Source organism: Pelomonas dachongensis (assembly GCF_043555865.1).
Taxonomy (GTDB): Bacteria; Pseudomonadota; Gammaproteobacteria; order Burkholderiales; family Burkholderiaceae_C; genus Pelomonas; species Pelomonas dachongensis.
This window is the reverse complement of the sequence record NZ_JBIGHY010000002.1, coordinates 764873-777670: the sequence shown is the minus strand read 5'-3', so window position 1 is coordinate 777670 and position 12798 is coordinate 764873. Positions and strand designations below refer to the sequence as shown.

The window sequence follows — 12798 nt, the reverse complement described above, 5'->3', positions numbered from 1 at the left end:
CTTCGCCATTCCCGCCGCCCGATGCGCCTCCTCATCTTCCTGCTGGCCCTGCTGCCCCCCGTCGCTCAGGCCTGGGGCAACCACAGCCCCATGTGCTACCGCGCTTTCGAGCGCGTTCCCGAGGTTGCCAACGCCGCGGCCGTGAAAGCCGAACCGCTCGTCGATTTCCTGCGTGCCCAGGAGGCGGAGATCGCGCGCACGCTCGATGCCCAGGAGGCCTGGGCGCGTGAGCACCTGCGCGGCCATGCGCCGCGACCCGACGCGCTGCGCTTTGTGGCCGACGCGGACCGCAGCGACGCCGACCGCCGCACGGCGTTCCTGCATGCGCTGCGCCTGTCGCCGCAGTCCAGGCTGGCGCTGTACCTGCAGGTCGACCCGCGCGAGCCCGACACCAGTCGCCCGCCGCTGGACGGCGCCCAAGTCAGCGCCGTGCCGAATAGCAAGGGCGCCACGCAGCGCTTCGTCGCACTCCAGCCCGGCGAGGCCGTGGCGCCGCTGGCCGTGCTGGCCTCGGCCTGCGATGAGCCCGATTACGGCCACGACCTCAACCTGTTCGACGACAACCCGGCGCACCCGGACTACGGCTTCGGCAAGCAGCCTTTTGGCAACCCGGCCGTCGCCATCAGCTCGCAGGCGCCGTTCCACATGGCGTTCTTCCACCAAGGGCGCGTCTTCAACACGCTGGCGCCCAGCTTCGCGCGCACGTTCACCGAACTGCGCGTGCAGCAGTACGGCGGGTTGGCGGTGCTGGCCTGGCAGACCGGCCACGCCTACTGGGGCTGGCGCTTCGCTGGGCTGGCGCTTCACCATGTGCAAGACCTGACACAGCCCTACCACGCCAGCGCGGCGCCCGGTGCGACGCTGCGCTACATGATGTGGGTCAACCTGAAGGCCCAGCTGGGCGCGCCGGCCGACCGGCAGGGGCTGGTGGTGCTGCAGAGCAACCGGCACTTCGTGCTGGAGAACTTCCAAACGCGCTGGATCATGGACAACGCCAGACGCCGGCGCGACGGCCCGCTGGAGCAGGCGCTGCGTGATCTGGCGCTGGATGGGCGTTACCCGGCCTGGAGCGCCGGGTATGTCCGTGACGTGGTGGCCGCGGAGGCCTTCACCGCCGGGCCGCGCACCGACGCCGCGGTCGTCGTCGGCGCCCCGGCCCAATTCGTCACTGACCCCAATTTCGATTTCGCCGCGAACGAGGCGGCGCTGGGCCCCGAGCTGGCGCGCGACATCCAGGGCCAGCGTGACGCGCTGGCGCGCGAGGTCGCGCGGCTGCTGTCGCATTTCGGCGCGCACAGCCGCAACGGGTTGCGGGGCTTGTTGCGCCAGGCCGAAGAGCCGCCGCGCATACGCTGATGCGTGCGCCGGCCTCAGGGGGTCAGGGACCGGTCAAGTGTCGAACGATGGTGTCCGAGATGCGGTCCACATCCACGTCAGCGAGCTCGTAGTAGAGCGGCAGTCGCACCAGGCAATCGGCGTAGCGGGTCGTCTGGGGCAGGGGACGGCCGTCGTGCCGTGCCTTGAAGAACGGGCTCTCGTGCAGCGACTGGTAGTGGAAGACGGCATGGATGCCTTCGGCCCGCAGGGCGCTGATGAGGCCGGTGCGCTGTTCCAGGTGGTTGCACACCAGGTAGAACATGTGGCCATTGTTGGTGGCATAGGCCGGTATGGACGGCAGGCCGATGCCAATCGCCGCAAGCGGCTCGGCCAAGCGGTCGTGATAGCGCTGCCACAGTGCCTTGCGCCGCGCCTGGATGGCATCGAGGTTCTCCAGCTGCGCGAACAGATAGGCGGAAATGATGTCCGATGGCAGGAACGACGAGCCGATGTCCACCCAGCCGTACTTGTCGATGTCGCCGCGGAAAAAGGCGCTGCGGTTGGTGCCCTTCTCACGAATGACTTCGGCACGGTCGGCATAGCGCATGTCGTTCAGGGCCAGCAGTCCGCCTTCGCCCGCAATCACGTTCTTGGTCTCGTGAAACGAGAAGGCGGCGAGTGCGCCCAGGCTGCCCAGGGGGCGACCCTTGTAGAACGAGTCGATGGCCTGTGCAGCGTCTTCCACGACGACGATGCCGTGCCGGGCAGCGAGCGCGAGGATCGGGTCCATGTCACAGGCGACGCCGGCGTAGTGCACGACGACGATGGCGCGGGTCCGTGGCGTGATCAACGCGGCGAGCGTGTCCACGTCGAGGTTGGGGTTGTCGGCGGCGCTGTCTGCGAACACGATCTTCGCGCCGCGCAGCGCGAACGCGTTGGCGCTGGACACGAAGGTGAACGACGGCACGATGACTTCGTCGCCCTCGCGGACGTCCAGCAGCAGCGCGCACATCTCCAGTGCATCGGTGCAGGACGTCGTCATCAGCGTTTTGCGAAAGCCGTAGCGCTCCTCGAAGAAGCGGTGGCACTTCTGCGTGAACACGCCGTCGCCGGAGATCTTGCCGGAGGCGACCGCCTGCGCGATGTAGACCAGCTCGCGCCCGTGCAGATAGGGCTTGTTGAAGGGGATGGGCGTGGGTGTCACGGCATCACTCTCGGGTCAGGTGGAAGGTGTAGCAGCCGCGGTCCGGCAACAGGCCTTCGCGGATCCAGTTGCGCTGCACGGTGTGGTTGGCGACCTGCGTGGAGCTGAAGAAAGTGTGGCAGCCGCCGGCCTGGGCATGCGCCAGCGAGGCGCGCACGAGCGCACGGTGCAGGCCCTGGTTGCGGTGTGACGTATCGACGGCGAAAAGAACGCCCTCGCAAGCGCCGCTGCAGGTGTTCAGCGTCGCGAAGGCGGCCAACCTGCTGCCGTACCGTATAGCGACGATGTGCTGCGCGACCGCCGGGTCCGTTGCCGAGCGCTCGGCCCAGGAGGCATAGACCTCGTCGGCCAGCGCGGGCGCAATGGCGGGGTCCGCGTGATAGTGGCCCATGTAGCCCCTGAACGCCTGGGCCGCCAGTGCGCGCATCTCCGCCGGCGAGGGGCGTGCCACATCGAGGTCGTAGCCGGCCTGCAGTTCGAGCGGCGCGATGTTGGCGCCGCCGAGTGTGCGGAGGTAGTACAGCAGTGTGTCCATCAGGCGGTAGCCGCGTGCTTCCAGCGCCTGAGCCTGCGCGGTGTCGTCGGTGGCAACTCGAGCAATGACGAAGCGCACGGCATGCGCCTCCAGCCAGGCGTCGACAGCGTTGAAATCGGTGGTCGTGTCGACCGTGAGCTTGGCCGTGACCCAACCGAAGCGCTCCGCGTCCAGCGCAGAGAGGATGGGCAGGGTCTGATGGGTGAGCGGGCGGTCGGTCAGCACAGATAGCGTTGCAGTATGAATTCGGTGCCTTCGCTGAGCTTGGCGCCGACGACACGGGCGTTGCGTTCGAGCTGCGCAGCGTCGCGCCGCCCCGTGCTCAGGAAGCGGGCGAGGTCGTCGGCTTGCTGCAGCGTGGCGCCCAGCCCTTCAACGCATTCGCGGTTGTAGGAAGGCCCCTCCCACAGGTCCACGACGCCGACACGGTGCGTTAGTGCGCGCAGCAGGCCGCCGAGGCCGCCGCGGCTGTTCAGCAGTAGCGCGTCGCAGCCCAGCAGGAGGTTCCAGTAGGCGGATTCGGTGATCGGGGTGTCCAGCGTGACCTGCGACACGTTCGTCAATGCGGCGTCGAATAGCTGGAACTTGGGCCATTTCTCCAGACCGAAGACCAGCACCTGAAAGCGCAGCGTCGGGTGCGCCCCGAACAGCTCGGCCAGTTGGGCGACAGCGCTGCGCAACAGGCTGGGATCGGTCGGCTTCTGCGCCATCGCGATGCGCACCAAACCCGGCGGCTTTTGCGTGTCGACCGCACTCATCGCATATGACTGGAAGGGCACCAGCACGTCCAACATCGTCAGCGGCGCCTCGCGACGCAGCTCCAGGAGCTGCTGCCACGGCGTGCGGGGAGCGACGAAGTGCTGCAACTGCTCGAACGCACGTTCCACGGCGGGGCTGAAGCCGATGCGTGCCCTCAATTCGGCTTCCTGATGCGGATACTGCGCGACCATTTCATAGAAGCGGCGCCGGCCATCCAGTTCGTCGTCGGTGATCAGCACGTCGATGCGTTCGGGGCTGAACACACGGCCGACCAGCGCGGCGGTGGAATCGCCGATCGACTGAAACACGACGTGCTCGTACGCCTCCAGGTCCATCGGCCCGTCCTGGAAGTAGAGCTGCTGCCCCAGCAGGTAGCAGCGCCGCCCGGGCAGATGAGCGAGTGGATCGTTGCGGCGTGCCGGCAGGCTCGCGTCAAAGCCGGGCCTGCACAGATACATGACGTCGACCTCGAGCTCGTCGCGGTACTGCGCGGCGATGCCGCCCAGCATCTTGGACGTGTGACTGCTGCCCTGGGGCATCACAAACAGCGATCTTGAAGCCAAGCATCCTCCATGGGTGGTGCCGCACCGGCGCAGGGAGGCGGGGTGCGGTCATTTGGCGAGGATTGTGGGCGCTTCGCCAGGGTCGAACGCCGCGGTGAAGCAGGCATTTGCCACCCAAATGCTGCGCCAGCGGGCCCGGCTTCGCCTGGTTGAGCATTCGTTTCGCGCGAATGTTGGCTGGTGTTTTGGTGCAGAATTTCATTTCCTGCGAAAGCTATGCTTTGAGGCACACCATGCGCCACGACCTCACCACCCTCAATCTCGTGCTGGCCATCGAGCAGACCCGCTCGATCACGCGCGGCGCCGCCCAGGAACACCTGGCGCTGGCCGCGGCCAGCAAGCGGCTGTCGGACCTGGAAAGCCGCCTCGGCGTGCAGCTCTTCGAGCGGCGCGCCCGGGGCGTTGAGCCCACCGAGGCCGGCCGCGCGCTGGTGCGCCACATCCGTTCGCTGCACGCGTCGCTCTATGCCCTCGAAACCGAGGTCATGGAGTTCTCGCGCGGCATCAAGGGCCATCTGCGCATCGCCTCCAACACCAGCGCCATCGCTGAATGCCTGCCGCCCTACCTGGTGGAGTTCTCACAGGCGCATGCGCAGATCCGCATCAGCCTGGAAGACCTGACCAGCACCGAGGTGCAGGCGGCCGTCGCCGAAGGGCGGGCGGACGTGGGTATCTTCACCGGCCCGCTGCAGGACAATCGGGTGCAGACCTGGGTGTTCGCCCGCAGCCGCCTGGCGGCTTTGGTGCCGCTGAAGCACCCCCTGGCCAGCCGCGAGGCCGTCAGCTTTGACGACCTGCTGGCCTATGACCTCATTGGCCTGCATGCCGGCGCCAGCGCGCAGGAACTCATGCGCGAACAGGCGGCGGCCCGTGGTCAGACGCTGAACGCGCGTCTGCAGGTGCGCGGTTTCGACGGCATCGCGCAGCTGGTCGAGTCCGGCCTGGGCGTGGCCGTGCTGCCCGAACAACCGGCCGAGCGCTTCACCCGCGTCTTCGGTGTGCGCTGCCTGCGACTTGAAGAGTCCTGGGCCGAGCGCGACTATCACTTGGGTGTGCTGCGCCAACAGCGCTTGCCCACCGTGGTGCAACGCTTCGTGGACACCCTCATTCCTCGAGAAAAGCAATGACTCCATTTCACGCCGTTCACGGCGCGTGTCGGGCCGAGCGCCGGGCCGCTCCCAAGCCGGTCCGCATCCCCTCGGGGGATCGGCTGGTGTACTCACCAGGCGAGGGGCAGGCATGACTACCTCCCGTACCCTTTACGACAAGCTCTGGGACGAGCATGTCGTGCACTCCGAACCGGATGGCACGACGCTGCTCTACATCGACCGCCATCTCGTACATGAAGTGACCAGCCCCCAGGCCTTCGAAGGCCTGGACCTGGCCGGGCGCAAGGTCTGGCGCTTGAGCGCCAACCTGGCCGTCAGCGACCACAACGTGCCGACGACCGACCGCTCGCAAGGCATCGCCGACCCCGTCTCCAAACTGCAGGTCGACACGCTGGACGCCAACTGCGACCGCGTCGGCATCACGCAGTTCAAGATGAACGACAAGCGCCAGGGCATCGTGCACGTCATCGGCCCGGAGCAGGGCGCCACGCTGCCTGGCATGACGGTCGTCTGCGGCGACAGCCACACGTCCACGCACGGCGCCTTCGGCGCGCTGGCGCACGGCATCGGCACCAGCGAGGTCGAGCATGTGCTGGCCACGCAGACGCTGTCGGCCAAGAAGGCCAAGAACCTGCTCGTCAAAGTGGAAGGCCAGTGTCCCAAGGGCGTCGGCGCCAAGGACATCGTGCTGGCCATCATCGGCAAGATCGGCACGGCCGGCGGCACGGGCTACACCATCGAGTTCGCCGGCTCCGCCATCCGCGCGCTGAGCATGGAAGGCCGCATGACGGTCTGCAACATGGCCATCGAAGCAGGCGCCCGCGCTGGCCTGATCGGCGTGGACGACACGACCATCAACTATGTCAAGGGCCGCCCGTTCTCGCCGACCGGCGTGGAGTGGGACCAGGCCGTCGCCTACTGGCGCACGCTGCACTCCGACCCCGGCGCGCACTTCGACAAGGTCGTCGAGCTGGACGCCGCGCAGATCCGCCCGCAGGTCAGCTGGGGCACCTCGCCCGAGATGGTGTTGGCCGTGGACGACCGCGTGCCTGATCCGGAGAAGGAAAAGGACGCCGTCAAGCGCGGTGCCATCGAGCGCGCGCTGACCTACATGGCGCTGGAACCCAACAAGGCCATCAGCGACATCCATGTCGACAAGGTGTTCATCGGCTCTTGCACCAACAGCCGCATCGAGGACATGCGCGAGGCCGCGGCCGTGGTGAAGCGTGTCGGCGGCCGACTGGCCAAGAACATCAAACTGGCACTGGTGGTGCCGGGTTCCGGGTTGGTGAAGGCGCAGGCTGAGGCCGAAGGCCTGGACCAGGTGTTCAAAGCCGCCGGCTTCGAATGGCGCGAGCCGGGTTGCTCGATGTGCCTGGCGATGAACGCCGACCGGCTGGAGCCGGGCGAGCGCTGCGCGTCCACGAGCAACCGCAATTTCGAAGGTCGCCAGGGCGCCGGTGGGCGTACCCACCTGGTCAGCCCTGCCATGGCCGCCGCGGCCGCGATGACCGGCCATTTCGTCGACGTCCGCACGATCGCCTGACATGGACAAGTTCACCATTCACCAAGGTCTCGTCGCGCCGATGGACCGTGAGAACGTCGACACCGACGCGATCATCCCCAAGCAGTTCCTGAAGTCGATCAAGCGCTCGGGCTTCGGACCCAACCTGTTTGACGAGTGGCGCTATTTGGACCACGGTGAGCCCGGCCAGGACCCGGCCAGCCGCAAGCCCAACCCCGACTTCGTGCTGAACCAGCCGCGCTACGCCGGCGCCAGCGTGTTGATCGCGCGCAGCAACTTCGGATGCGGTTCCAGCCGCGAACACGCGCCCTGGGCACTGCAGCAGTACGGCTTCCGCGCCATCCTGGCGCCGAGCTTTGCCGACATCTTCTTCAACAACTGCTTCAAGAACGGCCTGCTGCCCATCGTGCTGCCAGAGAGCGCCATCGCGCGCCTGTTCGACGAAGTGGCTGCGTTCCCCGGCTACCAGCTGACCGTTGACCTGCCTCGCCAGGTCGTCGTTAAGCCCGATGGCGCCGAGCTGCCCTTCGACATCGAGCCCTTCCGCAAGGAATGCCTGATCGGCGGTCTGGACGAGATCGGCCTCACGCTGCAGCACACCGACAAGATCCGCGCTTACGAGGCGCAACGCATCGCCGCCAAACCCTGGCTGGCCAACCGAGTGATTTGAGATGAAGAAGATTGCAGTCCTGCCGGGCGACGGCATCGGCCCGGAGATCGTCGCCGAGGCCGTCAAGGTCTTGGAAGCACTTGACCTGCCGCTGCAGCTCGACTGGGCCGACGTCGGCGGCAAGGCCTACGAGACCAGCGGCCACCCGCTGCCGCCCGCCACGCTGAAGCTGGCACTGGACGCGGATGCCGTGCTGTTCGGCGCCGTGGGCGACTGGAAGTACGACAAGCTCGAGCGTTCGCTGCGCCCGGAGCAGGCCATCCTGGGCCTGCGCAAGGCGCTGGGCCTGTTCGCCAATTTCCGTCCGGCCATCTGCTACGAACAGCTCACGCATGCATCGTCGCTGAAGCCCGAACTCGTGGCAGGCCTCGACATCCTGCTGATCCGCGAACTGACCGGCGACATCTATTTCGGCCAGCCCCGCGGCCGCCGCACGGCCGTGGACGGTCACTTCCCGGGCGCCGACGAAGCCTTCGACACGATGCGCTACTCGCGGCCCGAGATCGAGCGCATCGCCCACGTCGCCTTCCAGGCGGCCCAGAAGCGCAGCAAGCGCCTCACCAGCGTCGACAAGGCCAACGTGCTGGAGACCTCGCAGTTCTGGAAGGACATCGTCATCGAGGTCCACAAGAGCTACCCCGACGTCGAGCTGGACCACATGTACGTGGACAACGCGGCCATGCAACTCGTCAAGGCGCCGAAGAAGTTCGACGTCGTCGTGACCGGCAACATGTTCGGCGACATCCTGTCCGACGAAGCCGCAATGCTGACCGGCTCCATCGGCATGCTGCCGTCCGCCTCGTTGGACGCCAACAACAAGGGACTCTACGAGCCCAGCCATGGCAGCGCGCCTGACATTGCGGGCAGGGGCATCGCCAATCCGCTGGCTACAATTCTGTCTGCCGCCATGATGCTCAAGTTCTCCCTCAACCAGCTAGACGCCGCCGCTCGTATCGAAGCCGCGGTCGAGTCGGTGCTGGCCCAGGGCTTGCGCACGGCCGACATCTGGTCCGAAGGCACCTCGAAGGTTTCCACCATCGAGATGGGCGACGCTGTCGTCAAAGCCATTACGACCACGAAAACCATCAAGAGCTGAAGCTCCGTCTCGTCTCGCCCCACCAAACCCGGCGAACGAGCCGGGGCCCGAAGTGGATGGGGTTTGGTGAAGCAAAGGAAAGATGATGACGACCTTGGTAGGCCTTGTAGGCTGGCGTGGCATGGTGGGCTCGGTCCTGATGGACCGCATGACTGCCGAGCGTGATTTCGATCTGATCGAGCCGCTGTTCTTCTCGACTTCCAACGCCGGTGGCAACGCCCCCGCGCAGGCGAAGAACGAGACGAAGCTGCAAAACGCGTTCGACATCGAACAGCTCAAGCGCTGCGAGATCATCATCACCGCGCAGGGCGGCGACTACACCAACGAAGTCTTCCCCAAGCTGCGCGCCGCAGGCTGGAACGGCCACTGGATCGACGCCGCCTCGTCGCTGCGCATGAACGACGACGCCGTCATCGTGCTCGACCCCGTCAACCTGCCGGTCATCAAGAACGCGCTGGCGGCAGGAGGCAAGAACTGGGTCGGCGGCAACTGCACCGTGAGCTGCATGCTGATGGGCGTGGGCGCGCTGTACAAGGCCGGCCTCGTTGAGTGGATGTCCACGCAGACCTACCAGGCCGCAAGTGGCGGTGGCGCGCAGCACATGCGCGAACTGCTGACGCAGTACGGCACGCTGAACGCCGCCGTCAAGCCGCTGCTGGACGACCCCAAGAGTGCCATCCTGGAGATCGACCGTCAGGTCATTGCCAAGCAGCGTTCGCTGTCTGCCGACGAGACGGCGAACTTCGGCGTGCCGCTGGGTGGTTCGCTGATCCCGTGGATCGACAAGGACCTGGGCAACGGTCAATCCAAGGAAGAGTGGAAGGGCATGGCCGAGACCAACAAGATCCTCGGCAGCGATGCGATCCCGGTTGACGGCTTCTGTGTGCGGGTGGGCGCCATGCGCTGCCACAGCCAGGCGCTGACCTTCAAGCTGAAGAAGGACGTGCCGCTGGCCGACATCGAGGCCATGATCCGCGCCGACAACGAGTGGGTGCAGTACGTGCCCAACACGCGCGAGGACACGCTCAAGCACCTGACGCCCGTGGCCGTCACCGGCACCATGACCATCCCGGTTGGTCGCGTGCGCAAGCTGGCCATGGGCCCCGAGTACGTCGGCGCGTTCACCATCGGCGACCAACTGCTGTGGGGCGCGGCCGAGCCGCTGCGCCGCATGCTGCGCATCCTGATCGAGCGTTGATTCCGCTTACGGTCTTTTACGCACGGAATTAGGGTTCACCCGGGCGTCGATATTGAAACCAAGCGACACATCAGGTACCTCTTGAGCATTTCAGCGTATATGCTTGATGCCGTTGTGTTTTTGATTCAAAACTCGACGCAGGCCTTAATGTGCAAACCAGCGTGCATAACCGGTTCGCGCAGCGCGTGCTGAAGATCGAGACAGGCGGGGCTTTGTGCCCCGCCTTGTTGCTTTGGGGAATGCCTTGAAAAACCACATCCGCGACGCATTCGAGGGAGTTCGCCCGACCGGCTTTGCCCGGCATCACCTGGCGTTTGCCGCTGCCGTGCTGGTCGCCAGCACGGGTGCGAATGCGCTGGGCCTGGGGCGACTGAACGTGCAGTCGTCGCTCGGCGAGACCATGCGTGCCGAGATCGACGTGACCAGTCTCACCGCCGAGGAAGCGGCGACGTTGAAGGTGCGTGTTGCGCCGCCCGACGTCTACCGCACCACCGGGGTCGAATACAACCCCGTGCTGGCTTCCGCTCAGGTGCAGGTGTCTCGTCGTGATGGCCGCACGGTGCTGCGGGTCCTGAGCGACCGTGCGGTGCAGGAGCCGTTCGTCGACGTGATTCTCGAGCTGACATGGTCCAACGGGCGGCTCGTGCGTGAATACACGCTGCTGTTCGACCCGCCGAGCCTGCCACGTCCTGCGCCGGTCGTGACCGCGCCACCGGCCATCGCTGCGGCGCCGGCAGCCGCGACTGCCGCCGTGCCGTCGCCTGCGCCGGGGGTGAGCACGCCGCTGTCTCGCAACGGTTCGGCTTCTGCGCCTGTGGTAGCGCCGGTGCCGCGTCCGGCGCCTTCGCCGACGCCGTCGCGGCCTGCGGCGGCAGCGTCCGAGTACCGCGTGAACGCAGGCGACTCGCTGTCCCGGGTCGCGTCGCGCACGCAGGTCAGCGGCATCTCGCTGGACCAGATGCTGGTGGGCCTGTTCCGCAACAACCCTGACGCCTTCATTGACGGCAACATGAACCGCCTGAAGGCCGGTGCCGTGTTGCAGGTGCCTGGCGAAGAGGTGCTGGCCGCCGTGCCGAATCGCGAGGCGCGTCAAATCATCCTGGCCCAGAGCGCCGATTTCTCGGCCTACCGGCAACGTCTGGCGTCTGCCGCGCCGACGCTGCAGAACACCGAAAGCGAGCGCCAGTCGCGCGGCGAGGTGCAGGCTGCGGTCGAGGATCGCAAGCCTGCTGCCGCCGCCCGCCCCGACAAGCTGACGCTCAGCAAGGCCGGCGCCCCCGCCGCCAGCGTGGCCGAGGCCAAGCTGTCCAAGGACACCGAGAAGAAGGATGCCGCCGCCCGCGTGGCGGAGCTGACGCGCAACGTCGAGGAACTGAGGAAGCTGTCGGACGCGACCCGTCCGGCACCGGCGCCGGTGGCAGCGCCTGCCGTCGCCCCTGCCGTGGTGCCTGCGCTGCCTGCGCCCGTCGTCGCAGACGCGGCTTCGACCGTGGCCTCCGCGCCTGCGCTGGCCGTGGCGGCGGCTGCCAGCGCCGCAGCGTCGCGTCCGCAGGCCCGTGCGAGCGCACCCGCGGCGCCGCCGCCGGTTGCCGAGCCGCCGAGCTTCATCGACCAGTTGCTGAACAGCCCCGTCGTTCTGCCGCTGGCGGCAGCGATCGTCGCGATCCTCGGTGGTTTCGGCCTGTACCGCCTGCGCTCGCGCCGTCCCGCGCATGCGTCCGAGACGGGCTTCCACGAAAGCCGCCTGCAGCCGGATTCCTTCTTCGGCGGCACGGGTGGCCAGCGTGTCGACACCCGCGACGCGCAACACAGCGGCCAGTCGTCAATGAGCTACTCGCTCAGCCAGCTGGATGCCATCGGCGACGTGGACCCGGTCGCCGAGGCCGACGTCTACCTGGCCTACGGTCGCGACCTGCAGGCCGAGGAAATCCTGAAGGAAGCACTGCGCGCCAACCCGACGCGTCTGGCGATCCGCCTGAAGCTGCTGGAGGTCTACGGCAAGCGTCGTGACACCAAGGGCTTCGAGCAACTGGCCGTGCAGCTCTATGCCGAGACCAAGGGCGAGGGCGAGGACTGGGCCAAGGCGCAGGAGCTGGGCCGCGGCATTGATCCGGACAATCCGCTCTACCAGCCCGGCGGTGCTCCCGCGCATGTGGAAGATGGCCCGGAACTGCGCCCCGAGCCGATGAACGCCAGCACGCTGCCGCAGACGGCGCTGCCGAGCCTGGCTGCGGCCACGGGTGCGGCGGCGGCTCATCTCGGCACCGATGCGATGGGCCGCAGTGGTCCGGACACGGGCCCGGTCAGCGGCTTCGATCTGGCGCTGGACCTGGACCTGGACGCGCCGGTGCCGGTCTCGCCGACGGCGATGGCCGCGACGCAGGCCATGCCAGCCTCAGTGGAGCATGCGCCGCTGACGATGGATTTCGACATTTCCAGCCGCGGCACGCGCACCGCGCCGCCCGCGCCGGACCTCAACTTCGACCTCAGCGGCATGGGTGCGCTGACCCCTGCGGTGACGCCTGCACCGGTTGGTGCTTCGACCGACCTGGACTTCGACCTGGGCGACTCCACGCAGCCGGGCCAGACGAATCCGGACAAGCTGGCTGAGGCGTTGGATGCGCTGGGCGATGACGAGGGCGATCCGCTGGTGCGCCAACTGGAGCTGGCCGAGGAGTTCCGCCAGATCGGTGACACCGAAGGCGCCCGCGAGGTGCTGCAGGAACTGGTCCAGCGGGCCAGCGGCTCGCTGCGTGACCGGGCGCAGGCGATGTTGAACGAACTGCGCTGACCGCAGCCGCGATACTTCGACGCCCGGCCTG

The 12798-nt window shown here is 67.2% G+C and carries 10 protein-coding genes; 7 read left to right on the top strand and 3 right to left on the bottom strand.

The window, feature by feature from the left end:
- The first annotated feature begins 21 nt into the window (after positions 1 to 21).
- Positions 22 to 1356 (top strand): hypothetical protein, encoded by a 1335-nt coding sequence (locus tag ACG02S_RS08180; protein WP_394469944.1) that lies wholly within the window; start codon positions 22 to 24, stop codon positions 1354 to 1356.
- A gap of 22 nt (positions 1357 to 1378) precedes the next feature.
- On the opposite strand, the gene rffA is transcribed toward ACG02S_RS08180, so the two are convergent.
- The 3 genes from rffA to ACG02S_RS08165 are packed head-to-tail and all read right to left on the bottom strand — an operon-like array spanning position 1379 to position 4354.
- The gene (gene rffA / locus ACG02S_RS08175) at positions 1379 to 2521 is read right to left on the bottom strand and encodes a dTDP-4-amino-4,6-dideoxygalactose transaminase (protein ID WP_394469943.1); all 1143 of its coding nucleotides are present in this window, start codon (positions 2519 to 2521) and stop codon (positions 1379 to 1381) included.
- A gap of 4 nt (positions 2522 to 2525) precedes the next feature.
- Positions 2526 to 3281 (bottom strand): GNAT family N-acetyltransferase, encoded by a 756-nt coding sequence (locus ACG02S_RS08170; RefSeq protein WP_394469942.1) that lies wholly within the window; start codon positions 3279 to 3281, stop codon positions 2526 to 2528.
- Positions 3275 to 4354, bottom strand: a complete 1080-nt coding sequence (locus ACG02S_RS08165) for a hypothetical protein (RefSeq protein ID WP_394469941.1) — start codon at positions 4352 to 4354, stop codon at positions 3275 to 3277. Before ACG02S_RS08165 ends, ACG02S_RS08170 begins: the two co-directional genes overlap by 7 nt.
- 257 nt (positions 4355 to 4611) lie before the next feature.
- Between ACG02S_RS08165 and ACG02S_RS08160 the strand changes: the two genes are divergently transcribed.
- The 6 genes from ACG02S_RS08160 (at position 4612) to ACG02S_RS08135 (ending at position 12767) form a co-directional block, all read left to right on the top strand.
- Positions 4612 to 5505, top strand: a complete 894-nt coding sequence (locus ACG02S_RS08160) for a LysR family transcriptional regulator (protein ID WP_394469940.1) — start codon at positions 4612 to 4614, stop codon at positions 5503 to 5505.
- A 112-nt stretch (positions 5506 to 5617) separates the two neighbouring features.
- Positions 5618 to 7033 (top strand): 3-isopropylmalate dehydratase large subunit, encoded by a 1416-nt coding sequence (gene leuC / locus ACG02S_RS08155; RefSeq protein ID WP_394469939.1) that lies wholly within the window; start codon positions 5618 to 5620, stop codon positions 7031 to 7033.
- A 1-nt stretch (position 7034) separates the two neighbouring features.
- The gene (gene leuD / locus ACG02S_RS08150; RefSeq protein WP_394469938.1) at positions 7035 to 7682 is read left to right on the top strand and encodes a 3-isopropylmalate dehydratase small subunit; all 648 of its coding nucleotides are present in this window, start codon (positions 7035 to 7037) and stop codon (positions 7680 to 7682) included.
- A gap of 1 nt (position 7683) precedes the next feature.
- On the top strand, positions 7684 to 8778 hold the full coding sequence (leuB, locus tag ACG02S_RS08145) for a 3-isopropylmalate dehydrogenase (protein WP_394469937.1): 1095 nt from the start codon (positions 7684 to 7686) through the stop codon (positions 8776 to 8778).
- An 85-nt stretch (positions 8779 to 8863) separates the two neighbouring features.
- Positions 8864 to 9976, top strand: coding sequence for an aspartate-semialdehyde dehydrogenase (gene asd / locus ACG02S_RS08140; RefSeq protein WP_394469936.1), 1113 nt, complete (start codon positions 8864 to 8866; stop codon positions 9974 to 9976).
- Between the two features lie 244 nt (positions 9977 to 10220).
- Complete coding sequence (locus tag ACG02S_RS08135; RefSeq protein ID WP_394469935.1) at positions 10221 to 12767, top strand: motility hub landmark protein FimV; 2547 nt, start codon at positions 10221 to 10223, stop codon at positions 12765 to 12767.
- The last annotated feature ends 31 nt before the right edge of the window (positions 12768 to 12798 follow it).

Coding starts and splice junctions, on each gene's coding strand:
- ACG02S_RS08180 (WP_394469944.1), top strand. CDS start 22: ATGCGCCTCCTCATCTTCCTGCTGGCCCTGCTGCCCCCCGTCGCTCAG.
- ACG02S_RS08165 (WP_394469941.1), bottom strand. CDS start 4,354: ATGCCCCAGGGCAGCAGTCACACGTCCAAGATGCTGGGCGGCATCGCC.
- ACG02S_RS08160 (WP_394469940.1), top strand. CDS start 4,612: ATGCGCCACGACCTCACCACCCTCAATCTCGTGCTGGCCATCGAGCAG.
- leuC (WP_394469939.1), top strand. CDS start 5,618: ATGACTACCTCCCGTACCCTTTACGACAAGCTCTGGGACGAGCATGTC.
- leuD (WP_394469938.1), top strand. CDS start 7,035: ATGGACAAGTTCACCATTCACCAAGGTCTCGTCGCGCCGATGGACCGT.
- leuB (WP_394469937.1), top strand. CDS start 7,684: ATGAAGAAGATTGCAGTCCTGCCGGGCGACGGCATCGGCCCGGAGATC.
- asd (WP_394469936.1), top strand. CDS start 8,864: ATGACGACCTTGGTAGGCCTTGTAGGCTGGCGTGGCATGGTGGGCTCG.